Origin of the sequence: Streptomyces viridiviolaceus, assembly GCF_014650995.1 — a bacterium.
Lineage (GTDB): Bacteria > Actinomycetota > Actinomycetes > Streptomycetales > Streptomycetaceae > Streptomyces > Streptomyces viridiviolaceus.
This window is the reverse complement of sequence record NZ_BMWA01000013.1, coordinates 165,440-189,759: the sequence shown is the minus strand read 5'-3', so window position 1 is coordinate 189,759 and position 24,320 is coordinate 165,440. Positions and strand designations below refer to the sequence as shown.

The window sequence follows — 24,320 nt, the reverse complement described above, 5'->3', positions numbered from 1 at the left end:
CCACCGGGCGGTACACCGGAGTGCGGCCGGCACGCGGGGGTCCGCCCGGTGCGCCGAGTCGGCCTGCTGGTGATCGTGGGAACTGTCGCGATCCTCTCGATCCTGAGCGTGCTGTCCAGGCCCGCAGGCAGTCGCCGAGGAGACGGCGGGCGTTGTCGGTGTCGCCGTCGCGGTACTCCAGCTCGACCGTGAACCGGTCGCCGGGCGTGACGACCCGGCGGTGCCCCGGACCATGGCGTCGATGTTGCGGCGCAGTGCGGTCCCAAGGATGCCGGACCCCGGACGGGGCCGCTGCGTGTCAGGAGTTGTCATCGAGGTGGCGGGCCGGCACGCACCGGGCGCCGCGGGGGCCCGCCGCCGGGCGGACGACGCGACATGGCCGACCCCTCTAGGGTGTCGGCCATGAGCACGGGATTCGAACACCATACGGAACCGGCCCACGTCGTCCGCGACGCCTACGACGCCCTGGCGGCGGTCGTCCTGCCGCTCGGGGACGAGGAGTCCTGGCGGCCGACCGGCTGCACCGGATGGGCGGTGCGCGATCTGGTCTTCCACCTGACCGGCGACGCCCAGCGGGCCCTGGTCGCCCTGCACACGCCCGCCGCCGACCCGCCCGACCGCGACGCCGTGACCTACTGGCGGGACTGGGCGCCCGACCCCGTCGGCGCCGCGAACGGACGGCGCTGGAACCGGGTCGCAGGCAGCATGTTCCTGGACTTCCGGCAGCTCAAGGAGCTGTACCTCCAGACTGCGGCGGCCGCCGTCCGGGCCGCCGCGACGACCGGGCCGGACCGCCGGGTGGCCACCCAGGGCCACGTGCTGACCGCGGGCGACCTGATGATCACCCTCGGCGTCGAGGCGGCCGTCCACCACCTCGACCTGATCGCGGGGCTGCCGGGAGCGCCGGGACCGTCACCGACCGGCCTGGCCGCGGTGCGCGCCACCCTCGACGGCCTCCTCGGCAGGCCCGTCCCCCTGGAGTGGAGCGACGAGCACTACGCCCGCGCGGGCACGGGGCGGACGCCGCTCACCGAGGCCGAGCGTCGCGCTCTTGGCGCGGACGCCGACCGTTTCCCGCTGTTCAGCTGACCCGCCGCCCCCCGGACTCCGCCCGGTCCGCGTCCGCGGCGGGGCCGGCCGTGTCGCCGCCGGACGCCGGACGCGGCATCCTGGCGGAGCCCCGGAGGCGTTCCAGGGTGCGGGTGAGCTGCCGCAGCGGAGAAGCGGGGTGCGGGTCGGCCGGCTGCCTCGCGTCGGACGACCGGTCCGCGTCGCGGTAGGCGGCCAGCGCCTCGTTGGCCCGCTCGGCCGCCTCCCGGTACAGGTCACGGGACTTCGTCATGGCCTCCAGCGCCTCGGCGTACATGGCCACCAGCTTGCGCTCGCGGGCCAGTTCCTCCTCCAGGGTCAGCAGCCGCCAGTCCTCCCGCAGGCCGGTGAGCGCCTCCTCGGCGCCGTCCGGCAGTGGCCGGGGCAGCGCGGCGAAGGCCGTCACCGCGGCGATCAGGTCGGAGGGTTCGGAGCCGTCCAGGAAGACGCTGCGCACGGAGAACCGCTCCGCGTCGTAGTCGGAGGGCGCCGGGGTGCCGGGCAGCACCACGGCACCGCCCCGCGGCACCTGGACGCCGAAGTCCTCCAGGGCCCAGTTCACGACCCGGTGCTGGTGGGGCGCGGCGCGATGCTCCACCACGCGGTGCCGCAGGCCCGCCGGCAGACGTCCCGCCAGGGGCAGCCGGCCCCGGTGGTCGGGCGTCATCGCCTCGTGCACGACGACATGGATGTTCCACGGGCTTCGCCCGGCGTCCTTGAGCAGGCGCCGGACGGCCTTGTCGTCGTCGGGCAGGTCGTTGATCCCCCGCAGCCGCAGGCCCGTGGCGGCATCCCGGTCCCAGGTGACGTCCGGGTCCTCGGGCCAGAACATGGTCGCGGGGGAGGGCCAGGAGGGCTCCCAGGGCTGCTCGGCCTCCGCCAGCAGGGTCCACTCCTGCCCGCCGGCCGTGCCGGGCGCCAGGGCCAGCCGGGCCCGCACCGTGACGGCGCCGGGGGCCTTCCAGCGCGCCTCGAAGATCCGTACCTCGTCGGTCCCCTCCTCCGGCAGCTCCAGGAAGTCGTCGATGACATGGCTGTCCGTCAGCTGCTGCAGGGTGTGCCGTACGACGTCCTCCGCCGCCGAACCGACGTGGCGGCCGCGAGCCGGCCACACCGTGGGCGGAGTCATGGGTCGGGCGGTGCGAGAGGTCGGCATGAGTCCATCTGGGAACGGGGGCACGTGCGAAGGCCAGTATCGTCGCCGCAGGTCAAGCGAGGCCACTCGGGGTCCGCCGAGTGGGCGGCGCCCGGGCGGCCGCGGTGCCGTCGGCCGGGCAGGACGTGGATCGTCGGCGAAGGTGGGCAGGAGGACGGCGGACGGCCGTACGGGACGAGTAGGAGTGACCTGATGAACCTGGACCTCGACGGGCGGACCGCGCTGGTGACGGGCTCCTCGCAGGGCATCGGCGCGGCGATCGCCGCCGGGCTGGCCCGCGCCGGTGCGCGGGTGGGGGTCAACGGACGCGACGCCGCCCGGCTGGAGAGGAGCGTCGAAGAGCTGCGCGCCGAGGTGCCGGAGGGCGATTTCGTGCCCGTGGCCGCGGACCTGGGGACCGAGGAGGGCGCCGGCGTGGCCGTGGAGACGCTGCCCGACGTCGACATCCTGGTGAACAACCTCGGCGTCTTCGGCGCCGTACCCGCGCTGGAGATCAGCGACGACGAGTGGCGGCGCTACTTCGAGATCAACGTCCTCGCGGGCGTCCGGCTCACCCGCGCGCATCTCCCTCGAATGAGGGAACGGGGCTGGGGCCGGGTGCTGTACATCGCGAGCGACTCGGCCGTCGTCATCCCGGCCGAAATGATCCACTACGGTGTGTCCAAGACCGCGTTGCTCGGGGTGAGCCGCGGCTTCGCCAAGGAGGCGGCGGGCAGCGGTGTCACGGTGAACTCCGTGATCGCCGGGCCCACCCGCACCGAGGGCGTCGAGGACTTCGTCTACCAGCTGGTCGACCGCGACCTGCCCTGGGACGAGGCACAGCGCGTCTTCATGCGCGAGCACCGCCCGCAGTCGCTGCTCCAACGGCTGATCGAACCCGAGGAGATCGCCAACCTGGTGGTGTACCTCAGTTCGGCGCAGGCGTCCGCCACCACCGGCGCGGCGGTGCGCGTGGACGGCGGCTACGTCGACTCCATCCTGCCGTGAGCGCCTCAGGTCCGGTCGGTCTTCCGGCCGCCCGGCCGGGTCTCGCGGCCGCCGACGATGTCCGTCACACCGGACTCCTCGGCGGTGTCCTCGCCCGCCCGCGGGGTGCTCCGGCCGCCGGCCGTGGTGCCGTAACCGCCCGGCACGCCGGGAACGCTGTCCGCGTCGGCCTGCTCACGGCTGATGTGCCGGGTGGCGCGCACATTGGCGTGCCGCTCCGGATACCGGTAGCTGAAGGGGCGGGCCTCGGCGCGGTCCTCCTCGGCCTGTGCGGCCTCCGCGGCCTGCGCGGCGCGGGCATCGTCCTGTGGTGCGGGGGTCTTGCCTTCGGTCATGGCGTCCGCGTACCCGTGCGGGCCCGGCCCATGTGGGGCGTCACTCCCGCGGTGTCGCGCGCCGTCGGTCCGCGTCGTCCCAGGCACTGGTGTCGCGGGGCTCGACGTAGGGCTCGCTGTCGGCGGGGTGACCGCCGTCGATGACACGCTGCCGGGCCAGTTCGGCGTCGAACTCCAGGCCGAGGAGGATGGCGAGGTTGGTCACCCACAGCCAGACCAGGAAGATGATGACACCGGCCAGGGTGCCGTAGGTCTTGTTGTACGACCCGAAGTTCGCCACGTAGAACGCGAAGCCGGCGGAGGCGGCCAGCCAGATCAGCAGGGCGACGACGCTGCCCGGTGTGATCCACCTGAAGCCCCGCACACGGGCGTTCGGGGTGGCCCAGTACAGGATCGCGATCATGATCGTGACCAGGAGGACCAGCACCGGCCACTTGGCGATCGACCACACCGTCAGGGCGGTGTCGCCGATGCCGAGCGCGGAGCCCGCCTGTTCGGCCAGGGTGCCGGTGAACACGACGATGAGCGCGCTGACCACGGCGAGCACGAGCAGCACCACGGTCAGGGTCACCCGCAGCGGCAGCACCTTCCACACCGGGCGGCCCTCGGGGATGTCGTAGACGGCGTTCGCCGCGCGGATGAACGCGGCCACGTACCCGGACGCCGACCACACGGCGCCGACCAGGCCGACGACGGCCAGCAGGGACCCCAGTCCGGCCTGGCCCTGCAACTGCGTCACCGCGTCGGAGATGATGTCCCGCGCGGATCCGGGCGCGAGTCGCTGCAGGTTGTCCAGGATCTCCTGGGTGGCGGACCGCCCGGCGATGCCGAGCAGGGACACCAGCACCAGCAGGGCCGGGAACAGCGCCAGCACCCCGTAGTACGTCAGCGCGGCGGCGCGGTCGGTCAGTTCGTCGTCCTTGAACTCGGACAGCACCCGCCGCAGCAGCGCGGACCAGGAGCGTTTCGGCAGGTCGGTGGGTGAGTCGGGTGCGGCGCGCTCGGTGGAGGCGTCCGGGCCGTAGTCCCGCGACGCCGGCTCGCCGGTGTGGTCCTCGTCGGTCGCGTGCTTCCCGCGATGGGGGAGGTGCAGTCGGGCCATGCCCGACGGGTAGCCCGCTCCGCCGCGTCCACGCCTGCGCGGACCGGTGCGTGGCCGAAACGCCCGAGTATGCCGCACCGCCCGCACGTTCCTCTGGAAAATGCCAAAGCGCTCACCAGATGCGTGCACTTTCCGTAGTGTCGGCATCACGTTCGCGGTGCAGCCGTGCAGGGGGAGGGGATCCGGCGTGCCCGGAATCGACGAGAGTCTGCTGGAAGCCATGCGACTGCCCGGCGCCCGGGGTGCGTCGCTGGTCGACTGGATCAGCGGGCTCGCCCTGGGCGCGGTGGGCGACGCACCGGGCGGCGACCTGGAGGCGACGGCCGCGGAGACCGCGGAACTCGCCCGGCACGTCGCGGAGAGCGGCTCGCTGGCACAGGGCGGCGAGACGGCCGCGCCCGACAAGGAACCGCCGGTCGAGGACATGATCGTCACGACGGCGGACTCCTACCACCTGCTGAGGTTCGTCAGCACCCCCTTCGAGAGCACCGTCTTCCTCCACCTGTGGCTGGACCGCAACGACGGGAACCTGGCCCTCGCCCGCATCCGACTGGCCGAGATGGCCGACCGGCTGGTGCTCGGATGACCAGAGTGACCACCACCTGGACCACGCACGGGACGACGTCGGCGGCGCTCCGCGCGCTGGCGGCCGAGGGCGCGACCGGTGCACTGTCGGGCGAGCGGGGCGTCGTCTACCTCTCCGCCGGCCGTGTCGTGCACGTCGAATCGGCGTTCACCCCGGACCTCGGAACCCTGCTCACCCGCAGCGGCGCCGTCGAGCCGGACGGCTGGCGGGCGGCGGTCGACGGTGGCGGACGGCAGCACCGGGTCGGCCGCAGACTGGTGGACAGCGGCCGGCTCGCGGCCGGCGCGCTGGAGGTCTGTCACCTGGGTGCCCTCTTCGACGCGGCCTACTTCGTCCTCGCCCACGACACGCGACCGCGGCGCTTCAGGCCCGGTGCCGTGCACTGGCTCGGCGCGGTGCGCCCCGTCCCCGTGGACGTCGTCGTCCGCGAGTCGAGACGCCGCCGCGCCCTGCTGGAACGCATCTGGCCCGACCCCGACATCGACATCGCCCCGCTCACGAGGGCGGCCGGCGCCGACCCGGCCGACCTGCCCCGCCGGCGCAGCCGGACCCTGACGCAGGTCGACGGCGTCCGCACCGCCGCGGACATCGCAGCGGCACTGGCCTGCCGCACGTACCACACACTCGTCGAACTGCGCCGCCTGGCCGCCGCCGGACTCGTCACCGCCGCCCCGCCCGCCCCCGTGACGGCCGGGCCGGGCCCCGGGCCGGGCGCGGTGGCGTGGGACGACCCGGACACGGCCCTGCTGCGACGGCTTCGAGACGCCTTGGAGGCCCTGTGATCCGCGCGCGTCGCCAGCGTGCCGAAAGGAGACTGCTCATGGCCGTCGAGAGCGACGTCCTGGACGAACTGCACCGACTGCGCAACCGCGTGCCCCAGCTGACCGGGTCGCTCGCGGCCACGGTCGACGGGCTCGTCCTGGCCCACGACGCGCCGGGGACGGAACCCGAGGGGCTCGCCGCGCTCACCGCCGCCGCGCTGGGTGTCGCGCACCGCATCGCGGACGCCACGGCGCGCGGCGAGTTCCGCGAACTGCTGCTGCGCGGGACCGAGGGCTACGTCGCCACCTACGCGGCCGGTCCGACCGCCGTGCTCACCCTGCTCGCCGACGGCCGCGTCAACGTGGGCCGGCTGCACCTCGAGGGCCGGCGCAGCGGGGCGCGGATCGGCGACCTGGTGGCCGTCCGGATCGGCCCGAACCGTGAGGCGGCCACGTCCGCCGAACACGTCCCCGTGCCCGCCTCGGGCACGGCCCGTCCCATCGGCACGCTGCCGGTGCGCACACCCCAGCGGCCCACGCACCAGCCCAGTCCCCAGGCCGGCGGCCACCGCCGGCCGACCTGACCCACCGATCACGTAAGGAAAGGAACCCACGCATGGCCAACTTGGAGACGTCGCTCAAGGAATGCCTCAGCTCCATCGACGGAGCGTCGGCCGCGGCCCTGGTCGACTACACCAGCGGCATGGCCCTCGGCACGCTGGGCGGGACCAAGGACTTCAACCTGGAGGTCGCCGCCGCCGGCAACACGGACGTCGTGCGGGCCAAGCTGCGCACGATGGAACTCCTCGGTCTGAAGGAGGAGATCGAGGACATCCTGATCACGCTGAGCAGCCAGTACCACTTGATCCGCCTGATCAAGGGGCGCGGCGGCAACGGGCTGTTCCTGTACCTCGTGCTCGACGCCAGCCGCGCCAACCTCGCGATGGCCCGTCACCAACTGCGCCGCATCGAGAACGAGCTCGAGGTCTGAACACAGCACGCCCGGCGACCGGGTGCGGGCCCGGCGGGACCTCCCCGCCGGGCCCGCACCCAGGCGCGTCGGTCCCCGGTGCGGCAGCGGATGACGGAGACGACCGGCGACGGAGGCCCTGGGCCGCCGACGCCGGTCGTCACGGCTCAGGCGCCGCTCTCCCGGAGCATGTCCTCACGCTCGACGAGCTTCACGCGCTCGCGGCCCTGCGGCTCGCCGAGCGCCTTCTCGGCGGCGTCGAGCCTGTACCAGCCCTCCCACGTGGTGAAGCGGATGTTCCGCTCGGCGAGGAAGGCGTCCACGGCCTCCGGACCGGGCGAGTCGGGCGTGTGGAGCCGGCCGTTCGCGAAGTCGTCCAGCAGGTTGGCCACCGTCTCGTTGGCGTCGCCCTTGGTGTGGCCGATCAGGCCGACCGGGCCGCGCCGGATCCAGCCGGTGACGTAGGTGGACTGCAGGTGCTCGCCGGACTCCTGGACGACGCGTCCGCCCTCGTCCGGGACCGTGCCGGAGTCGATGTCCCAGGGCAGCTTGGGCAGCTGGTCGGACAGGTAGCCGACGGCCCGGTAGACCGCCTGGACGTCCCAGTCCTTGAACTCGCCGGTGCCCTTGACGTTCCCGGTGCCGTCGAGCGCGGTGCGCTCGGTGCGCAGCCCGACGACCTTGCCGTCCTCGCCGAGGATCTCCGACGGCGACTCGAAGAAGTGCAGGAACAGCTTGTGCGGGCGGTCGCCGGCATCGCGGATCGCCCAGTTCTCCAGCGTCTTGGCGACCATGTCGGCCTGCTTGTTGCCGCGCCGGGTCGCGATCGAGCCGTCGTCGTAGTCGATGTCCTCGGGGTCGACGATCACCTCGATGTTGGGGGAGTGGTCCAGCTCCCGGAGCTCCATCGGGCTGAACTTCGCCTGCGCCGGGCCGCGGCGGCCGAAGACGTGGATCTCCAGCGCCTTGTTGGCCTTCAGACCGTCGTAGACGTTCGGCGGGATCTCCGTCGGCAGCAGCTCGTCCGCCGTCTTGGCGAGGATGCGGGCCACGTCGAGGGCGACGTTGCCGACGCCCAGGACGGCGACCTTCTCGGCCTCGAGCGGCCAGGTGCGCGGCACGTCCGGGTGGCCGTCGTACCAGGACACGAAGTCGGCGGCGCCGTAGGAGCCGTCGAGGTCGATGCCGGGTATGGGCAGCTCCCGGTCGGCCGTGGCGCCGGTGGCGAAGATCACGCCGTCGTAGAACGCGCGCAGGTCGTCCAGGCTGATGTCGGTCGGGTAGTCCACGTTGCCGAAGAGACGGATCTGCGGCTTGTCGAGCACCTGGTGCAGGGCCGTGATGATGCCCTTGATCCGCGGGTGGTCGGGGGCGACGCCGTAACGGATCAGTCCGAACGGGGCGGGCATGCGCTCGAAGATGTCGATGGACACGCCGGGGTCGGCGGCCACCTCGGACTTGAGCAGGGCGTCGGCGGCGTAGATTCCGGCCGGGCCGGATCCGACGATGGCTACCCGCAGAGGGCGGGGCATGTTCAGGTTCCCTTCGAGCGGTGACAGATCGACTCGACGGGAAGCCTAAGCTGAGGCAACCCTAAGTCGGTACGCGGGTCCGGTCTATGGGCACATAAGGCTGCCTTATGGGTTCTCTTCGTGCGTGTTTGAATCGCTCGTCCCGGGTGACGCAGGCGTGAGTGTGCGGCGATCGCACCGACCGCGTGGAGGGAGCCCGAGTGGAGCGCGATGCCTGGACGGACGAACGCGGTCGCGGCGGCGGGCCGACCGGGGACCGGCCCGATCCGAACCGGTGGCGGGCCCTGTGGGTGACCCTGGTCGCCGGTTTCATGATCCTTCTCGATGTGACGATCGTCGCGGTGGCGCTGCCGTCCATGCAGCGGGGCCTGAACGCCTCGGCCGCGGGCGTGCAGTGGGTCGTCTCCGGCTACGCCCTGGCATTCGCGCTGACCCTGGTCACGGCCGGACGGATCGGTGACGCCTTCGGAAGACGCCGGGTCTTCCTGGTCGCCCTGGCCGCCTTCGTGGTGTGCAGCGCCGCCGCGGGAGCCGCGCCCACGGTCGCACTGCTCATCGTGGCGCGGCTGGCCCAGGGGGTCGCCGCGGGCAGCCTGGCTCCGCAGAACTCGGCCCTGATCCAGCAACTGTTCCAGGGCGCGGAACGCGGTCGGGCCTTCGGGCTGTTCGGCGCCACCGTGGGCGTCTCCAGCGCCGTGGGACCGGTCGTCGGCGGACTGATCCTGGCGCTCGCCCACGGCCCCCAGGGCTGGCGGTGGATCTTCTACGTCAACGTGCCGGTCGGCGTGGTCGCCCTGCTGCTCGGCAGGCGGCTCCTGCCCCGGGTGGCGCCCCGCGGCCGAGGGCACCTGGACCCGGTGGGCGTCGTGCTCCTGGGCGCGGGGATCCTGGCCGTGATGCTCCCGCTGGTGCTCGCCGAGGCCGGCGGCCTGCGCCACCTGTGGTGGCTGTTCCCGGCCGGGCTGCTCGTGCTCCTCGGATTCGCGGTGTGGGAGCGCCGGGTCGTCGGCCATGACGGGGAGCCGCTGCTGGATCCGCGGCTGCTCACCGGCACGCGCGGCTACGCCACCGGCGCGGGCCTGGCCGCCCTGTACTTCGTCGGATTCAGCGGGGTGTGGCTCGTCTTCGCGTTGTTCTTCCAGAACGGACTGGGCTACTCACCCCTGCGGTCCGGCCTGGCGGTGACGCCGTTCGCCGTCGGCTCCGCCGTCGCGGCCGCCGTCGCGGGCCGGCTGGTCGACCGGCTGGGGCGGCTGCTGACCGTCTGCGGTCTCGTCGCCGTCATGGCCGGTCTGGGCGCGACGGCGCTCGTACTGTGGCTGGCCCCCGAGGGCATGGCCGTGTGGCTCGCGGCCCCGGCGCTGCTCCTGGGCGGTCTCGGCAGCGGCTGTGTCATCTCCCCGAACGTCACGATGACGCTCCGGGAGGTCCCGGTACGCGTGGCGGGCGCCGCCGGCGGGGCCCTGCAGACGGGGCAGCGGCTGGGCGGCGCCGTGGGCACCGCGGCGCTGCCGGGGCTGTTCTACCTGGTGCTCAACGCCACCCACGACGACTACCGGGGCGCCGTGGCCCTGTCGGTCGGGGCCGGCGTCGCGGTGATGCTGTGCGCCCTGGCCGTGGCGGTCGTCGACTGGCGGCGGGACCGCTCCGACGGCGGCGGGCGCTGCCCCCCGGAGGCGTCCCACAGCCACACCCACGCGAGCCAGATTTGAGGCGCCGCGCCACGCGCTCAGCGGCGCTTGCCGAACTTCCGCAGCATCTCCTGCGCCTGCGCACGGCGGCGGGGGTCCGCCGCGGCACGGCGCACCTGCTCCGCCGCCCGGCGGCCCTGCGGGCTCCGCGCGAACTGCTTGATCCTATCCATCAGTCCGGCCATGACGTTCCTCCGAGTCGACGACATCCCCCGTCCTTCCCCCTCCTACCCCACGGCCCCGCGATCACCCCGGCGGGCCGCGGCAGGTTTGACCTCGCTCTGCGGGGCGACCCGCAGGATCAGGAGCACGCAAACGAACGCCGTGAGGTGACCAGCTGTGGCCCGCAACCAGAAGTCCAAGAGCAAGATGGAGCAGGCGAAGGGCAAGGCCAAGGAAGCGATCGGCCGCGCCGTCGGCAACGAAAGGATGACGGCTGAGGGCCGCGCCGAACAGTCCAAGGGCGACGCCCGTCAGGCCAAGGAGAAGGCCAAGGACGCGTTCCGGCACTGACGCCGGTACCGCCGAAGCACGGCAGGGCCGCGGAAGCCGGCGTACGACCGGCTTCCGCGGCCCACGTGCGCGTGCCCCGCGCTCAGGGCGCCGGCTGCTCCGCCCAGATGACCTTGCCCGCCGGCGTGTAGCGGGTGCCCCAACGCTCGGCCAGTTGGGCGACGAGGAACAGGCCCCGCCCGCCCTCGTCGGTCATGGCCGCGTAGCGCAGGTGGGGTGAGGTGCTGCTGCTGTCGAACACCTCGCAGATCACGCTGCGGTTGCGCAGCACGCGTACGTGGATGGGCTCCCCGCCGTACCGGATCGCGTTCGTCACCAGCTCGCTCAGGATCAGCTCGGTCGTGAACGCCAGCTCCTCCAGCCCCCAGTCCGCCAGCCGCCGGGTGACCTCGGCGCGGACCTCGCCTACCGCCGCCGGGTCGGACGGCACCTGCCACTCGGCGACCCGGTCGGGTCCGAGGGCGCGGGTGCGGGCGACGAGCAGGGCGATGTCGTCGCCCGGCCGGTCCGGGAGCCGGACGTCGAGCACGGCCCGGCAGGTGTCCTCCGGCGACGCGCCGGCCGTCTCCAGGGCCCCGCGCAGCTGCTCCAGGCCGACGTCGATGTCGTGCTCCCGGTCCTCGACCAGCCCGTCGGTGTAGAGCACGAGCCGGCTGCCCTCCGGCAGTTCCAGCTCCGTCGCCTCGAACGGCAGGCCGCCCAGACCGAGCGGCGGACCGGCGGGCAGATCGAGGAACTCCACGCTGCCGTCGGGCCGGATGAGGGCCGGCGGAGGATGGCCGGCCCGGGCCATCGCACAGGTGCGGGAGACGGGGTCGTAGATGGCGTAGAGACAGGTCGCGCCGGTGACCGGGGCGCTGTCGGCCTCGACCGTCTCGTCCTGGTCGATGCGGCCGACCAGCTCGTCCAGCAGGGTGAGCAGCTCGTCGGGCGGCAGGTCGAGGGCGGAGAAGTTGTGCACCGCCGTCCGCAGCCGGCCCATGGTGGCCGCGGCGTGCAGCCCGTGACCGACGACGTCGCCCACGACGAGAGCGACCCGGGCCCCGGACAGCGGCAGGACGTCGAACCAGTCCCCGCCGACGCCCGCCTGCGCCGGCAGGTACCGGTAGGCGATGTCCAGGGCGTCCTGGTCGGGCAGCGTACGGGGCAGCAGGCTGCGCTGCAGCGTGACCGCCATGCTGTGCTCGCGCGTGTAGCGGCGCGCGTTGTCGATGGAGACCGCCGCACGCGCGACCAGCTCCTCGGCGAGGTCGAGGTCGTCGGCGTCGAACGGCTCGGGATTCTCCGAGCGCCAGAAACTGACCACCCCGAGCAGCACGGCGCCCGCCCGCAGGGGCACGGTGATCAGCGAGTGGATGCCGTGCTCCAGCAGCTTCGCGGAGCGTTCGGGGTCCTGCACCCGCCAGGCGCTGTCGCCGCGGAGGTCCGGTTCGAGGCCGGGCCGGCCGGTGCGCAGGGTCCGGCCCTGCGGCGAGGAGGCCACGAAACGGATCTGCCGGCCCACCGGGTAGAGGGGCACGTCCTTGCGGACGCCGCCGAGCGCGGCCCGGCGCAGCGGGCTCACCGCGTCCGCCTCGCCACCGCCGAGGACGGCGTCGAACAGGTCCACGGTGGTGTAGTCGGCGAACCGGGGCACGGCCAGCTCCGCCAGTTCCTCGGCGGTCTGCGTGACGTCCAGGCTGGTGCCGATGCCCACGCCCGCGTCGTAGAGCATGTTGAGGCGTTCCCGGGCGGTCTCCGCCCGGCCGGACAGGGCCCGCAGCTCCGTGGAGTCGCGCAGCGTGGCGACGCTGCCGGGCGGGCCGCCCTCGATGTCCGTGGGCCGCTGATTGACCGCCAGCAGCCGGTCCCGGACCAGATGCACCTCGTCCGTGGCGACCCGTCCCGAGGCCAGCAGGGCCGCCGTGTCCGGGTCGAGTCCCAGCTCCAGGACATCCCGTCCCTCGGCGTCCTCGGGCAGGTCCAGCAGCCGGTGCGCCTCGTCGTTGGCGAGCAGCAGCGTGCCCTCCCCGTCGACGATGAGAACGCCTTCCCGGACGGCGTGCAGCACGGCGTCGTGATGCTCGTACATCCGGGTCATCTCGTCCGGCCCCAGGCCGTGCGTCTGGCGCAGCAGCCGCCGGCTGACCAGTGCCGTGCCCACCGTCGCCAGGGCGAGGGCGATGCCCGCGGCGATCAGCACCAGCGGCAGCTGCCGGGCGACGGCGCCGCCCACGTTCTCCGTCGTGATGCCGGCCGAGACCAGACCGACCACCGTTCCGTCGGGCGCGGTGACGGGCACGATGGCCTGGACCAGGGGTCCGATGGTCCCGGTGATCTCCTCGATCACGGTCTTCCCGGCCAGCGCGGGGCCGATGTCCCCCACGAACTCCTTGCCGATCCGGTCGGGCTGGGGGTGGGTGTAGCGGACGCCGTCGGTGTTCATGACGACGACGAAGTCCACCCCCGTCGCCTTGCGCACCGCCTCGGCGCGCGGCTGCAGCACCGCCGTCGGGTCCGGACTGCGGAGCGCCTCGACCATGCCGGGGGAGTCGGCGAACGCCGCGGCCACGGCGACCGAACGGTTGCGGGCCTCCTCCGTGCTGTCGTGCCGCACCTGGAGCACCAGCGCGACCACCGCCGCCACCACCAGCAGCAGCACGATCGCCAGGTTCAGCACGAAGACCTGTCCGGCGACGCTGCGCCCGGTCAGCGCCGACCGCAGTCCCGCCGCCCGTCCCCGCGGCCCCGCGGGCTCTCCCCGCCGGGACCGGCCCGTCTCCCGCCGCCGGGCGAGCGGACCGCTGGGGCGACGGGTTGACCGCTCTCCCGATCGACCCATTAGTCGGACCATGTGCCCATGTCTACACTGCCCGGCCGTGGGAGGCGAGGGGCGTCCCCCCGGGTGCCGGAGTCGCTGCCGGGGTCCGGTGCCGTCCGGCCGGCGTGCGCCGCGCCCCGGTCACTCACCGCGGACTCCCGTGGCCGGGGCGGCGGACCGCCAGCAGCAGGGAGATGTCGTCGGGGCGGTCGACGGCGTGCCGTGCCATCACGGTGAGCCGGTCGGCGATGCTCGCCAAGGAGCGGCCGCCGGGTCCCGGGACGGGTGCGCCGCACTCGGCCAGGGCCACCCGCAGGGCCGTGATGCCGTCGTCGATGTCGGTGCCGGGCCGCTCCACCAGCCCGTCGGTGTACAGGGCGAGGACGGCGTCGGGGTCGAGCCGGAACTCCGTCAGCGGGTACTGGGCCTGCGGGTCCACCCCGAGGACGACGCCGCCGGGGACGTCCAGCACCTGGGTGCGGCCGTCCGGGTGGACGGGCGACCCGCCGCCGTCCTCCCACCGTTCCAGGGACGCACCGAGTTCCCCGGCCAGCCGTTCCACCACGTCCAGGCCGTCCAGCATCTCGGCGACGTCCGGGACCGCGGGGCGCAGGACGGTCAGTACGCCGAAGGGGTGTGCGGCGCCCGTGATCGGCACGTGCAGCGAACCGAACGGGAACGGCAGGCCGGCCGCGAACTGGGGGTAGCGGCGCATCGTCTCCGTGGCATTGGGCAACAGCACCCGGACGCCCAGCCGGTAGGCGTCCGCGACGGGGAACGGGCGGTCGGCGTGCATCCGCCACCAGGGGCGGAACAGCGGACCGGGCAGTCCGGCGAGCACGGCCAGCCACAGCACCCCGGGCGAGCGGGACCGCAGGTAGATCCCGCCCGCGTGGCCGCCGGTCGCGCTGATCGCCTCCGTCGAGGCGTCGATCAGCAGTGCCGCCGGCAGCCCGGGCGGCCGGTCTGCGTCCTCGGCGCCTGCAGTCATCGGCCCCACCTCGTCCGTGCGCGGTCACGCGGGCGACACAGCAAGAATGCGCCCCCGCACCCCCTGTGCGCACCCGGACCCGCCGCCGGACGCCGGCTCCCCGGAACTTCCGTCCATGCCCAGGCCGTCACCGCGGGGCTCCTCGCGGCGGCGCCGACCGGTGCGGCCCACTTCGCCGAGGCCGCCGACACGCTCGCATCGACGGCCGCCGGCAAGGGCGTACTCCGGCACCGGCATCACCGTCTGGGGGCGCCGTCCTGGCCGCCCTCTGCGGCACCGGCTCGGGTGGCGGCGGCGCGAGGCAAGGTCACCGTCACCGCGGGCGGTTCGGCGATCGGCAGCTGGACGACGACCGTCACGCCGGCCCCACCGCAGAAGATCTTCGCCACCAGGAACGGCAGCCCCACGTGGGACGACGGCAGCCGTGCCCGTCGTGGGCGGCCGGACCGGCTCCTGAAGCGGCCGGCGCAGGCCTAGGGCCGTACGTAGGGCCGCGTCATGATCTCCATGTTGTGGCCGTCGGGGTCGTCGAAGTACGCGCCGCGACCGCCGAACAGCCGGTTGATCCGGCCGGGTTCGGTGTGGGAGGGGTCGGCGAAGTACGTGACCCCCACCGCCTCCAGTCGGGCGATCATCGCGTCGAACTGCTCGTCGGGCACGAGGAACGCGTAGTGCTGCGACTGGATCGGCTCGTCCCGCATCTCGTAGTAGTCGAGCGTCACGCCGTTGCCGAGGTCGACCGGCAGGAACGGGCCGAACGGAGCGCCCACCTCCAGCCCCAGGATCGTGGCGAGGAACTCGGCCGACAGGCGTCGGTCCCGGGCGAGAACGGCGGCGTGGTCGAGCCGGACGGCTGTCGTCGCCGGCTCGGTGGGGTGCGGGTGCTGCGGTTCGTGAGGCATCGTCGGGGTGTCTCCGGGTCTCGGGTTCGAATCGGTGGCCGGCGCGGGGCGCCGGGGGACGAGGAACGCGGAGGAAGACGGCGGGCCCCTGGCGGTCGGGCTCGCGGGGCGGACGGCGGTTCGACGACCGGTCCTGGCCCGCCGCGTGCTCACGCCCGGGCCGGGACCCTCACTCGTGCATGGCCCTCGGCGGCCGACCCGGCAGTCACGCGGCCGACATTAGTTCCCGTCGGTGCCCGCGGCAACGCCGTTTTCCGTGGCACCGCGGATCGGCCGGGGGCTCAAATCAGGGCGGGTCCGGCGGAAGTTGGGACAAGGCAGCCGTCCCGGCCGGTGCGATGCGTATCGTGAAGGACCCTGGGCCTTCGCTCCCACTACTCGGCCCCGGACCGGACGGTGAGGCTCTGTATGACTCCGGCGCACAGACCCGATGCCGCGGGCCCTTCTGCCGTGGCCACGGTGGTGGACTTCACGGGCGGGTCGGCGATGATCCCCGCCTCCCGGGACGTCGTTCAGCGGTTCGTCGCACGACTCGGCGAGGCGGGCGTGGAGATGGCCGACAGCTTCCTGGACGCCGCCCGGCTGGTCGCCAGCGAACTGGTGACGAACGCGCTCCGCCACGCGCCCGGCCCCTGCCGGTTGGGGCTGACGCTGGTGGGCGACAGTGTCGAGATCGCGGTGTCGGACACGGGCGACGGCTTTCCCACGTTCCTGCCGCGGGACCCGCTGCGGGTCGGCCGGCACGGTCTGGAGATCGTGACGCGCCTGTGCGACGAGATCATCACCAAGCCCCAGGCGACGGGGAAGACCGTGTACGCGCGACTGCCGCTGCGGTGACCGGCGGCGAGGCCCTTCGCGCCGCCGGCGCTCAGGCGGCCAGGGCCTGCTCCACGGTGGGGTGGCAGGCGATGAGCGCGTCGACGCCCACGAGTTGCAGAACGCGCCGGACGGCCTGCCGCGGCGCGGCCAGGCGGAACCAGACCCCGCGGGACTCGGCCGCCTGGTGCGCGGCGATGAGCACGTTGATGCCGCTGGAGTCCAGGAAGTCCACCTCGCCGAAATCGACCACCGTGCCCGGCGCCGTCTGCACCGAGGACAGCAGCACGTCGCGGAGCTGACTGCTGCCGTCGAGATCGACCTCTCCGGCGAGGGTGACGATGCTGATGCCGTCGCCCGTGGTGGTGCGGGTGATCAGCAGACGCTCCGGTACTGCCGCTCCCTCGATGTCCGCCACGCTTCCCTCACTTCTCGCATGTGCCCGGCCGTCGTCGGTGGCTCGATGCTAAGGCTCTTGGGGCGTTGTGTGGGCAACTTGTGCCCATGAGCGGCACCGGGCACGGACCCGGCCGCACGGCAGGCGGGATGCCGGGGGCCGGCCCGGCGGCTCGACGCGCGCGATGCCGGTCCTCTGACTAGGGTCTTCATGTGTGGCTCACACATTCGAAGAGCTCGTGCACAAGCGTCGCGCGGCCGACCAGGCACACCACCGGGTCGAGCAGCTGCGGGACTCGTACGGGCCTCCCACCCAGAATCAGTGGACCCGGCGGCAGTCGACCACCTACGAGACCGCCGTACGGGCATGGCGCGACCTCGACCGGGACGCGCAGACCGCGATGCGGGAGTACGTCAAGGAGGGGGGTCAGTCCCTGCACAAGATCGAGGCCAGCGTGCGCAAGGCCGTCCAGGACGGGGAACAGGGAAGGTGATCGCGCGGACGCCGTGCCCGAGTCAGTCCCGGCGGGCCGTGGCCTCGCCGACGAGGTCGTGCACGGCGTCCAGGGCCGCGGCCCGGTCCTCGGGGACCAGCCCGATGCGGGTGCGCCGGTCGAGCAGGTCGGCCGCGTCCAGGGCCCCCTCGTGGCGCAGCGCCCAGAGCAGCTCGGCACCCGTGGTGGGGTGCCGGGGCAGGACGCGTTCGCCGAGCCGCGGGTCCTGCGCGATGAGCGCGTGGACGGCCGGCGCCTCGGTGCCGTAGCGCCGCACCAGGCGGCGCGGGGCGCGCAGCGCGGCGAGGGTGCCGGGTGCGGCGGCGCCGACCAGTGGCAGCGTGGCGGTGGGGGAGGGGCCGGCGGTCAGCCGGCGGGCGGCGACGGCGGCGTCCACCGCGTCCTCGGCCATGCGGCGGTAGGTGGTCAGCTTGCCCCCGACGACGGTGACCACCCCCTCCGGCGAGGTGAGCACGGCGTGCCGGCGGGAGATGTCCGCCGTTCGCGGCGCAGCTCCCGGCCTGCCCTCCGGTGCGGTGTCCAGCAGGGGACGCAGCCCCGCGAAGGCCCCCACGACGGCGTCGCGCGGGACGGGGACGTCCAGGACGGAGCCGAGCACGTCGAGCAGGAAGCCGATGTCCGTCTCCGGAGCCTCCGGGACGTCCGGGACCGCCCCCTCCACGGGCTCGTCGGTGAGCCCGACGTAGACCCGGCCGTCGTCCTGGGGTAGGACGAGGACGAAACGATTCGTCTCGCCGGGGATCGGCACGTGAAGGCCCGCCGGGAGCGGGCCGAGGTCGTCGGAACGCAGGACCAGGTGGGTGCCGCGGGAGGGCCGGACCCGGATGCCGTCCACGAGGTCGCCGGCCCACACGCCGGAGGCGTTGATCACCGCGCGGGCCCGGATCTCGCCTTCCTCGCCGGTGAGTTCGTCCCGTATCCGGGCCCCGGACCCGGTCAGCTCCAGGGCCCTGACCCGGGTCAGCACCCGGGCGCCGTGCGCGGCGCCGGTCCGGGCGACGGCCGTCACCAGCCGGGCGTCGTCGGTGAGCCGGCCGTCCCAGGACAGCAGTCCGCCGCGCAGTCCGCCGGAGCGCAGCGCCGGGGCGAGGTGGCGGGTCTCCAGGGCGGAGAGCCGGCGCGGCGCGGGCAGCGTGGCCCGGGCCGTGCGCGCCGCCAGGCGCAGCGTGTCGCCGGCCCGGAATCCGGCCCACGCCAGCGTGGCCTGGCCGCGGGAGACCAGGGGCGTCAGCGGCAGCACGAACGGCTGGGCGTGCACCAGGTGGGGCGCGGTGCGCTCCATCAGCACGCCGCGCTCCACCGCGCTCTCGTGGGCGACGTCGAGCTGGGCCGAGGCGAGGTAGCGCAGCCCGCCGTGGATGAGCTTGGAGCTCCATCGCGAGGTGCCGAAGGCCAGGTCATGGGCGTCCACGGCGACGACGTCCAGGCCGCGGGCGGCGGCGTCGAGGGCGGCGCCGGCACCGGTCGCGCCGAGACCGACGACGAGGACGTCCACGACGGGTCCGCCGACGGCGTCGGCCAGCTCGCGGGTACGACGGGCGGCGGACAGGGAGGCCCCGGCGGGGCTGCTGGTCGGGCTCATGGGGTGAGGGTCCTCTCCAGGATGGTCCGCAGCTCCGCGAGGAAGGCCGCGGCGGTCAGGTCGGCGTCGTCCTCGTCGGTCATGGTGCGCAGGGACAGGGCGAAGGACTGGACGATCAGCAGCACGGACCGCGCCTGCCGTCCCGGGTGCGCCGCGCGTACCGAACCGTCGGTGTGGCCCTCGCGCAACGCGTCGGCGAGCAGCTCCAGCAGGGCCTCCTGGCTCGCCCCGCGCCGGTCGAGCACATAGGGCAGGAGCAGCTCCGGATCGACGTCGACGATCTTGCGGAAGAGCGGATGGGCGCGGAACGCCTCCACCCCGGCGACGAGCCCCTCGACGATGCGCGGGCGGGTGCCCAGGTCCGGCCGGGGCTCGGGCATGTTCCCGGTCGCCACGGCGATCCACTCCCGCGTCATCAGGTCGCCGACCAGCGAGCGCACATCCGGCCAGCGCCGGTACAGCGTCATCCGGGAGACGCCCGCGCGGCGGGCCACGTCGGTCATGGTCGTCCGGCGGACCCCGACGGCCAGGACGCAGTCGCGCACGGCGTCGAGGACGGCGTCGTTGTCGGACGGGTTCGGGCGGGACGAGTCCTTGTGACGGTTAGGCGTCATGTGTAACAGTGTAACGCCCGTGAGGCCGCGCAGACGGCATCCCTCGAATCGACCGGTGAGGACGACAGGCAATGGACATGCTGTGGAACGGCTGGGGCGACCCGGCGAGGGCGACTCCCCTGCCCGACACGGTGACCGGGCTGCTGCGCGAGCTGCTCGGCGTCAAGCCCCGCGACACCGCGTCCGTCCGCCTCGCGGAGATCGACGTCCCCCCGTCACCGCTGGACGACGCCGCCCACCGCGCGCTGCTCGCCGCCGTCGGCGACCGGGACGACCGCGTGCGCCGGGACGCGGAGACGCGCGTCCGCCACACCCGGGGCAAGTCCACCCCCGACCTGCTGCGGATCCGCGAGGGCGACGTCACCGACACCCCGGCCGCCGTCGTCCTGCCGGAGAGCCACGACGAGGTGCTCGCCGTCCTGCGCGCCTGCGCCGGACACCGGCTGCCCGTCGTCCCGTTCGGCGGCGGCACCTCCGTCGTCGGCGGCCTCGCCCCCGGCCGGCCGGACGCCTTCGTCGCCCTGGACCTGCGGCACATGAACCGGCTGCTCGACCTCGACCCGGTCTCCCGCACCGCCACCCTGCAACCGGGCCTGCGCGCCCCCGAGGCCGAGGCACTCCTCGCCGAACACGGCTACACCCTCGGCCACTTCCCCCAGTCCTACGAGTGGGCCACCATCGGCGGCTTCGCCGCGACCCGCTCCAGCGGCCAGGCCTCGGCCGGCTACGGCCGCTTCGACGAGATGGTCCTCGCCCTCACCCTCGCCACCCCCGAGGGCACCCTCGACACGGGCCGTGCCCCGCGCTCGGCGGCCGGCCCCGACCTGCGCCAGCTCGTGCTGGGCTCTGAGGGCGCGTTCGGCGTCATCACGGCCGTCACCGTGCGCGTCCGGCCCGTGCCGCGGGTCCGCCGCTACGAGGGCTGGCGCTTCGCCTCGTTCACGCAAGGAGCCGCCGCCCTGCGCCGGCTCGCCCAGGACGGCCCGCGCCCCACCGTGCTGCGGCTCTCCGACGAGACCGAGACACTGATCGGCCTCGCCCAGCCCGACGCCATCGGGGCCGCCCTCGAACAGTCCGCGGGATGCCTGGCGGTCGTCGGCTTCGAGGGCACCGAGGAGGACACCGCCCACCGCCGCGAGGGCGCCGCGGCCGTACTGCGCGAGGCCGGCGGGACGTTCGCCGGCGAGGAACCCGGCGAGCGCTGGGCCCACGGCCGCTACTCGGCGCCCTACCTGCGCGACTCCCTGCTCGACGCGGGCGCGCTCGCCGAGACCCTGGAGACGGCGACCTACTGGTCCCGTGTCCCCGCGCTGTACACCGCCGTTCGGGACGCGCTCACCGCCACGCTGACGGAGGCCGGCACCCCGCCGCTGGTCATGTGCCACATCTCGCACGTCTACGAGAACGGCGCCTCCCTGTACTTCACCGTGGTCTCGGCCCAGGGCGACGACGACGCGGTCGCGCACTGGACCCGCGCCAAGCACGCCGCCAACGAGGCGATCCTCGCCGCGGGCGGCACCATCACCCACCACCACGGGGTCGGCACCGACCACCGCGACTGGTACGTCCGGGAGGCGGGCCCCCTCGGCGTCGAGGCGCTGCGCGCCGTCAAGCGGCGGCTGGACCCGGACGGGCTGCTGAACCCCGGCGTCCTGCTGCCCTCCGACTGACCCCCACCGACCGACGCCACCCATCCCCGTGAGACAACAGTCCGGCACCAGCCGTCAGCCCGGAGGCACATCGATGCGACAGTTCACCGCCGTCGTCAACCCCACCGCGGGCGGGTCCACCTCGGCCGCGGCACTGCTCGCGGTGGCCCGGCTGCTGCGGGAGGCGGGGGCCGGGCTGGAGACCGAGTACAGCCGGAGCCTGGCGCACGCACGGGAACTCGCCCGGCAGGCCGGCGACCGCGGCCGGGTGGTGCTCGCCGTCGGCGGGGACGGAATGGCCGGCGGCATCGGCGGCGCCCTCAGCGGGACCGGGGCGGTGCTCGGCCTCGTCCCCGCCGGCCGCGGCAACGACTTCGCCCGGATGCTGGGCCTGCCCCGTGATCCCGCCGCACTCGCCGACCTGCTCCTGCACGGCGAGCCGCGCCCCGTCGACACCGTCGAGGTCACCTCGGCCGTCCACGACCGCGCCGTCGTGCTCGGCAGCGTGTACGCCGGCGTCGACGCGCTCGCCAACCGCCACGCCAACCACGCGCGGCTGCTGCGCGGCACCGCCTCGTACTACGCGGGCGCGCTGCGGGCGATCACCACCTGGCGCCGAACCCGCTACCGGGTCACCGTAGACGGGCAGGAGCACTCCTTCGGCGGCTACACCGTGGTGGCAGCCAACTCCGGCTACTACGGCTCGAACCGGCGCATCGCCCCCGGCGCCCGGGTCGACGACGGCCTACTGGACGTCGTCATGATCCACGAAGCGCCGCGCCGGCTGTTCTTCGCCCTGATGAACGAACTCGAGTCGGGCACCCACGTGCACCGGCCGCAGGTACGGGTGGTGCGGGGCAGGGAGGTCCGCATCGAGGCCGACCGGGCGGTACCGTACGGCGCCGACGGCGAGGTCGAGGCCGTCCTGCCGGTCACCGCCAGGGTGCTGCCCGGCGCCCTGCGCGTCCTGCACTGAACACACCGCCGGGCCGGACGCCGACACGGCACCCGGCCCGGCGGCGAGCGGGTCTCAGACCTGGGTGTTGAAGCGTTCCCACACCCGGTGCGCGCCCAGCAGTTCGGTGACCCGCGACAGCGCGGCCGTACCGGATTCGGCGACGACCACGCCGGGAGCGTCGGTGGGCACGCCCGCCGCCCCGAGGGCGGCCTCGCCGCCCGCCCAGACACCGATGGCCTTGCCGTGCCGGAACGCCTCGGACACCAGCAGGTTCACCCGGGGGTCGGTAGTCCGCCCCTGCGCGGGCGACGGGGCGGACTTGGCGTCCCGCGCGGTGTAGGCGTCGCTGCCCACGCCCGGCGTCCCCGCCAGCAGGACGGCGTCGAACTCGACCGAACGCGCGGTGGCGTAGGTGCGCTGGACGCTCAGCGCCCCGTCGCCCGAGCCGAGGGTGCCGCCGGTCGGCGCCACGACCAGCGGGACCATGCCGGCGTTCAGGACCGCCTCGCGCACGGCACGCACGCCGTCCACGTCGCCGTCCTCGCCGGTCACGATGCCGATGATGCGGCCGTCGGCCGGCCACGTCCGGCCGACCTGCGACAGCGCCGGGCTGGGCTCGACGTCGGCCAGTGGCACCGTCGGCTTCGGGGCCGGCAGCCCGAGGCCCGCGGCGACCGCCTCGCACAGCTCCGTGTCGATGTTGGCCAGCACCTGCAACGCCCGTTCCTTGATGGCCTGTTCGTAGCACTTGCTCAGCTCGAAGGTGTAGGCGCCGATGATGTGCTCGCGCTCCACCGGGCTCATGCTCAGCCAGAACCGGCGCGGCTGGCTGAAGTGGTCCGCGAACGACTCCGGCGCCTGACGCACCTTCGTCGCCTCCGCGACACGCACCGGCGCCTCGATGTACGCCCCGGTGTCCGCTCCCGCGGTGAACGGGCAGCCACCGTCCAGCGAGTTGGGCCGGTAGGGGGCGACGCCCCGGTGGACGGCCGTCTGGTGCATGCCGTCGCGCAGCATGTCGTTGACCGGCGCGTGGGGGCGGTTGATGGGGATCTGCGCGAAGTTGGGGCCGCCCAGGCGGGTGATCTGGGTGTCCAGGTAGGAGAACAACCGCCCCGCGAGCAGCGGATCGTCGGTGATGTCGATGCCCGGCACGAGGTGGCCCACGTGGAAGGCGACCTGCTCCGTCTCGGCGAAGAAGTTGGACGGGTTGCGGTTGAGGGTCAGCAGCCCCACCGGCTGCACCGGCGCCAGCTCCTCGGGGACGATGTTCGTCGGGTCCAGCAGGTCGATGCCCTCGAAGGTCTGGTCGGGGGTGTCGGGGAAGGTCTGGATGCCGAGCTCCCACTGCGGATGGGCCCCCGACTCGATGGCGTCGGCGAGGTCCCGGCGGTGGAAATCGGGGTCGACGCCGTTGATGAGCTGCGCCTCCTCCCACACCAGGGAGTGCACGCCCAGCCTGGGCTTCCAGTGGAACTTCACCAGCGTCGTGCCGCCCTCCGCGTTCACCAGACGGAAGGTGTGGACGCCAAAACCCTCCATCATCCGGAAGGAACGCGGGATGCCCCGGTCGGAGATGTGCCACAGGGTGTGGTGGGTGGCCTCGGTGTGCAGGCTGACGAAGTCCCAGAAGGTGTCGTGCGCGCTCTGCGCCTGCGGGATCTCCCGGTCCGGCTGCGGCTTGACGGCGTGGATGATGTCCGGGAACTTGATGGCGTCCTGGATGAAGAAGACCGGGATGTTGTTGCCGACCAGGTCGAAGACGCCCTCGCTGGTGTAGAACTTCGTCGCGAACCCGCGTGTGTCCCGCACGGTGTCGGCGGACCCCCGCGAGCCCACCACCGTGGAGAAGCGCACGAACACCGGCGTCTCCACGTCCTCGGCGAGGAACGCGGCCTTGGTCACGGAGGCCGCCGTGCCGTAGCTCTGGAAGACACCGTGCGCCGCCGCGCCGCGGGCGTGGACCACGCGCTCCGGGATGCGCTCGTGGTCGAAGTGCATGACCTTCTCGCGCAGGTGGTGGTCCTGCAGCAGCACGGGCCCGCGCGGCCCGGCCTTCAGCGAGTGGTCGGTGTCGTACAGCCGGGCGCCCTGAGCGGTCGTCAGGTAGCTGCCGGACTGCGCCATCCTGGCCTGGTCGGCGCCCGTGGGCTGACCGGTCGGCGACACGGTGTCCGGACCGCTCTGGTCCGGCTTGGGGGGCAGCGGATCCCGCGGCTCGGTGGGTTCGGCGACCGAGGGGGACTCGGTGGCGGGCCTGCCGGGAATCCCCTCGGCCGGTCCACCACCGTCGCCCTGCAGGCTCTCCGTGACCTTGTGGGCTACCCGCTTGAGGGGGTTGGCCTCGCTCATCAGCCATTTCTCCGTTCTGGGCG

General features: G+C 73.8%; 25 protein-coding genes. 12 read left to right on the top strand and 13 right to left on the bottom strand.

Annotation, left to right across the window (positions count from 1 at the left end; translation table 11 throughout):
- Positions 1-402 precede the first annotated feature (402 nt).
- Positions 403-1,089: a maleylpyruvate isomerase N-terminal domain-containing protein gene (locus IE260_RS20760; protein WP_189874007.1), complete on the top strand. Its 687-nt coding sequence runs from the start codon at positions 403-405 to the stop codon at positions 1,087-1,089.
- Here the strand turns inward: IE260_RS20760 and IE260_RS20755 are convergent.
- The gene (locus IE260_RS20755) at positions 1,082-2,245 is read right to left on the bottom strand and encodes a hypothetical protein (RefSeq protein ID WP_189874005.1); all 1,164 of its coding nucleotides are present in this window, start codon (positions 2,243-2,245) and stop codon (positions 1,082-1,084) included. The genes IE260_RS20760 and IE260_RS20755 overlap by 8 nt on opposite strands.
- Before the next feature lie 192 nt (positions 2,246-2,437).
- On the opposite strand from IE260_RS20755, the gene IE260_RS20750 reads away from it, so the two are divergent.
- Positions 2,438-3,232, top strand: a complete 795-nt coding sequence (locus tag IE260_RS20750) for an SDR family NAD(P)-dependent oxidoreductase (protein ID WP_189874003.1) — start codon at positions 2,438-2,440, stop codon at positions 3,230-3,232.
- A gap of 5 nt (positions 3,233-3,237) precedes the next feature.
- Here the strand turns inward: IE260_RS20750 and IE260_RS41730 are convergent, their stop codons facing one another.
- Positions 3,238-3,567, bottom strand: coding sequence for a hypothetical protein (locus IE260_RS41730; RefSeq protein ID WP_229880960.1), 330 nt, complete (start codon positions 3,565-3,567; stop codon positions 3,238-3,240).
- 40 nt (positions 3,568-3,607) lie between these two features.
- Positions 3,608-4,669: a YihY/virulence factor BrkB family protein gene (locus tag IE260_RS20740; RefSeq protein WP_189874001.1), complete on the bottom strand. Its 1,062-nt coding sequence runs from the start codon at positions 4,667-4,669 to the stop codon at positions 3,608-3,610.
- 187 nt (positions 4,670-4,856) lie between these two features.
- Between IE260_RS20740 and IE260_RS20735 the strand changes: the two genes are divergently transcribed.
- From IE260_RS20735 to IE260_RS20720, 4 genes are read left to right on the top strand one after another with little or no spacing between them, the layout of a single operon-like run.
- On the top strand, positions 4,857-5,255 hold the full coding sequence (locus IE260_RS20735) for a hypothetical protein (RefSeq protein ID WP_189873999.1): 399 nt from the start codon (positions 4,857-4,859) through the stop codon (positions 5,253-5,255).
- On the top strand, positions 5,252-6,037 hold the full coding sequence (locus tag IE260_RS20730) for a hypothetical protein (protein WP_189873997.1): 786 nt from the start codon (positions 5,252-5,254) through the stop codon (positions 6,035-6,037). The genes IE260_RS20735 and IE260_RS20730 overlap by 4 nt, the downstream gene beginning before the upstream one ends.
- A 38-nt stretch (positions 6,038-6,075) precedes the next feature.
- Positions 6,076-6,600, top strand: a complete 525-nt coding sequence (locus IE260_RS20725; protein WP_189873995.1) for a roadblock/LC7 domain-containing protein — start codon at positions 6,076-6,078, stop codon at positions 6,598-6,600.
- 32 nt (positions 6,601-6,632) lie between these two features.
- Positions 6,633-7,007: a roadblock/LC7 domain-containing protein gene (locus IE260_RS20720; protein WP_189873993.1), complete on the top strand. Its 375-nt coding sequence runs from the start codon at positions 6,633-6,635 to the stop codon at positions 7,005-7,007.
- A gap of 146 nt (positions 7,008-7,153) precedes the next feature.
- Here IE260_RS20720 and IE260_RS20715 read toward each other — a convergent pair whose 3' ends face one another.
- Entirely contained in the window at positions 7,154-8,518 is a 1,365-nt protein-coding gene (locus IE260_RS20715; RefSeq protein WP_189873991.1) for an FAD-dependent oxidoreductase, read from the bottom strand.
- Between the two features lie 200 nt (positions 8,519-8,718).
- Here IE260_RS20715 and IE260_RS20710 point away from each other — a divergent pair, with 200 nt between their 5' ends.
- Positions 8,719-10,230 (top strand): MFS transporter, encoded by a 1,512-nt coding sequence (locus IE260_RS20710; protein ID WP_373303369.1) that lies wholly within the window; start codon positions 8,719-8,721, stop codon positions 10,228-10,230.
- A gap of 17 nt (positions 10,231-10,247) precedes the next feature.
- Here IE260_RS20710 and IE260_RS42615 read toward each other — a convergent pair whose 3' ends face one another.
- Entirely contained in the window at positions 10,248-10,382 is a 135-nt protein-coding gene (locus IE260_RS42615) for a hypothetical protein (RefSeq protein ID WP_268254931.1), read from the bottom strand.
- Between the two features lie 166 nt (positions 10,383-10,548).
- On the opposite strand from IE260_RS42615, the gene IE260_RS20705 reads away from it, so the two are divergent.
- A complete protein-coding gene (locus IE260_RS20705) occupies positions 10,549-10,722 on the top strand; it encodes a CsbD family protein (protein WP_189873989.1) in 174 nt (57 codons plus the stop codon).
- A gap of 82 nt (positions 10,723-10,804) precedes the next feature.
- On the opposite strand, the gene IE260_RS20700 is transcribed toward IE260_RS20705, so the two are convergent.
- From IE260_RS20700 to IE260_RS20685, 4 genes are all read right to left on the bottom strand, one after another.
- Positions 10,805-13,543, bottom strand: coding sequence for a SpoIIE family protein phosphatase (locus IE260_RS20700; protein ID WP_229880958.1), 2,739 nt, complete (start codon positions 13,541-13,543; stop codon positions 10,805-10,807).
- Positions 13,544-13,667: 124 nt separating this feature from the next.
- Positions 13,668-14,513, bottom strand: a complete 846-nt coding sequence (locus tag IE260_RS42810) for a SpoIIE family protein phosphatase (RefSeq protein ID WP_189873985.1) — start codon at positions 14,511-14,513, stop codon at positions 13,668-13,670.
- Positions 14,514-14,749: 236 nt separating this feature from the next.
- Positions 14,750-14,920 carry a hypothetical protein gene (locus IE260_RS20690; RefSeq protein WP_189873983.1) on the bottom strand — a complete coding sequence of 57 codons (171 nt, stop codon included), beginning with the start codon at positions 14,918-14,920 and terminating at the stop codon, positions 14,750-14,752.
- A 66-nt stretch (positions 14,921-14,986) separates the two neighbouring features.
- The gene (locus IE260_RS20685; RefSeq protein ID WP_189873981.1) at positions 14,987-15,415 is read right to left on the bottom strand and encodes a VOC family protein; all 429 of its coding nucleotides are present in this window, start codon (positions 15,413-15,415) and stop codon (positions 14,987-14,989) included.
- A gap of 450 nt (positions 15,416-15,865) precedes the next feature.
- On the opposite strand from IE260_RS20685, the gene IE260_RS20680 reads away from it, so the two are divergent.
- On the top strand, positions 15,866-16,252 hold the full coding sequence (locus IE260_RS20680; protein ID WP_229880957.1) for an ATP-binding protein: 387 nt from the start codon (positions 15,866-15,868) through the stop codon (positions 16,250-16,252).
- A gap of 31 nt (positions 16,253-16,283) precedes the next feature.
- Here the strand turns inward: IE260_RS20680 and IE260_RS20675 are convergent, their stop codons facing one another.
- Complete coding sequence (locus tag IE260_RS20675) at positions 16,284-16,649, bottom strand: STAS domain-containing protein (protein ID WP_189873977.1); 366 nt, start codon at positions 16,647-16,649, stop codon at positions 16,284-16,286.
- Positions 16,650-16,842: 193 nt separating this feature from the next.
- On the opposite strand from IE260_RS20675, the gene IE260_RS20670 reads away from it, so the two are divergent.
- Complete coding sequence (locus IE260_RS20670; protein WP_229880956.1) at positions 16,843-17,121, top strand: hypothetical protein; 279 nt, start codon at positions 16,843-16,845, stop codon at positions 17,119-17,121.
- Between the two features lie 22 nt (positions 17,122-17,143).
- On the opposite strand, the gene IE260_RS20665 is transcribed toward IE260_RS20670, so the two are convergent.
- A complete protein-coding gene (locus IE260_RS20665) occupies positions 17,144-18,724 on the bottom strand; it encodes a glycerol-3-phosphate dehydrogenase/oxidase (RefSeq protein ID WP_189873975.1) in 1,581 nt (526 codons plus the stop codon).
- Positions 18,721-19,338: a TetR/AcrR family transcriptional regulator gene (locus IE260_RS20660; protein WP_189873973.1), complete on the bottom strand. Its 618-nt coding sequence runs from the start codon at positions 19,336-19,338 to the stop codon at positions 18,721-18,723. Before IE260_RS20660 ends, IE260_RS20665 begins: the two co-directional genes overlap by 4 nt.
- A gap of 71 nt (positions 19,339-19,409) precedes the next feature.
- On the opposite strand from IE260_RS20660, the gene IE260_RS20655 reads away from it, so the two are divergent.
- Both IE260_RS20655 and IE260_RS20650 read left to right on the top strand, forming a co-directional pair.
- Entirely contained in the window at positions 19,410-21,008 is a 1,599-nt protein-coding gene (locus IE260_RS20655; RefSeq protein WP_189873971.1) for an FAD-binding oxidoreductase, read from the top strand.
- A gap of 73 nt (positions 21,009-21,081) precedes the next feature.
- A complete protein-coding gene (locus IE260_RS20650; protein ID WP_189873969.1) occupies positions 21,082-21,963 on the top strand; it encodes a YegS/Rv2252/BmrU family lipid kinase in 882 nt (293 codons plus the stop codon).
- A gap of 54 nt (positions 21,964-22,017) precedes the next feature.
- Here the strand turns inward: IE260_RS20650 and IE260_RS20645 are convergent, their stop codons facing one another.
- On the bottom strand, positions 22,018-24,297 hold the full coding sequence (locus IE260_RS20645) for a catalase (RefSeq protein ID WP_189873967.1): 2,280 nt from the start codon (positions 24,295-24,297) through the stop codon (positions 22,018-22,020).
- Between the last annotated feature and the right edge of the window lie 23 nt (positions 24,298-24,320).

Coding starts and splice junctions, on each gene's coding strand:
- IE260_RS20760 (WP_189874007.1), top strand. CDS start 403: ATGAGCACGGGATTCGAACACCATACGGAACCGGCCCACGTCGTCCGC.
- IE260_RS20755 (WP_189874005.1), bottom strand. CDS start 2,245: ATGCCGACCTCTCGCACCGCCCGACCCATGACTCCGCCCACGGTGTGG.
- IE260_RS20750 (WP_189874003.1), top strand. CDS start 2,438: ATGAACCTGGACCTCGACGGGCGGACCGCGCTGGTGACGGGCTCCTCG.
- IE260_RS41730 (WP_229880960.1), bottom strand. CDS start 3,567: ATGACCGAAGGCAAGACCCCCGCACCACAGGACGATGCCCGCGCCGCG.
- IE260_RS20740 (WP_189874001.1), bottom strand. CDS start 4,669: ATGGCCCGACTGCACCTCCCCCATCGCGGGAAGCACGCGACCGACGAG.
- IE260_RS20730 (WP_189873997.1), top strand. CDS start 5,252: ATGACCAGAGTGACCACCACCTGGACCACGCACGGGACGACGTCGGCG.
- IE260_RS20725 (WP_189873995.1), top strand. CDS start 6,076: ATGGCCGTCGAGAGCGACGTCCTGGACGAACTGCACCGACTGCGCAAC.
- IE260_RS20720 (WP_189873993.1), top strand. CDS start 6,633: ATGGCCAACTTGGAGACGTCGCTCAAGGAATGCCTCAGCTCCATCGAC.
- IE260_RS20715 (WP_189873991.1), bottom strand. CDS start 8,518: ATGCCCCGCCCTCTGCGGGTAGCCATCGTCGGATCCGGCCCGGCCGGA.
- IE260_RS42615 (WP_268254931.1), bottom strand. CDS start 10,382: ATGGATAGGATCAAGCAGTTCGCGCGGAGCCCGCAGGGCCGCCGGGCG.
- IE260_RS20700 (WP_229880958.1), bottom strand. CDS start 13,543: ATGGGTCGATCGGGAGAGCGGTCAACCCGTCGCCCCAGCGGTCCGCTC.
- IE260_RS42810 (WP_189873985.1), bottom strand. CDS start 14,513: ATGACTGCAGGCGCCGAGGACGCAGACCGGCCGCCCGGGCTGCCGGCG.
- IE260_RS20685 (WP_189873981.1), bottom strand. CDS start 15,415: ATGCCTCACGAACCGCAGCACCCGCACCCCACCGAGCCGGCGACGACA.
- IE260_RS20665 (WP_189873975.1), bottom strand. CDS start 18,724: ATGAGCCCGACCAGCAGCCCCGCCGGGGCCTCCCTGTCCGCCGCCCGT.
- IE260_RS20660 (WP_189873973.1), bottom strand. CDS start 19,338: ATGACGCCTAACCGTCACAAGGACTCGTCCCGCCCGAACCCGTCCGAC.
- IE260_RS20655 (WP_189873971.1), top strand. CDS start 19,410: ATGGACATGCTGTGGAACGGCTGGGGCGACCCGGCGAGGGCGACTCCC.
- IE260_RS20650 (WP_189873969.1), top strand. CDS start 21,082: ATGCGACAGTTCACCGCCGTCGTCAACCCCACCGCGGGCGGGTCCACC.
- IE260_RS20645 (WP_189873967.1), bottom strand. CDS start 24,297: ATGAGCGAGGCCAACCCCCTCAAGCGGGTAGCCCACAAGGTCACGGAG.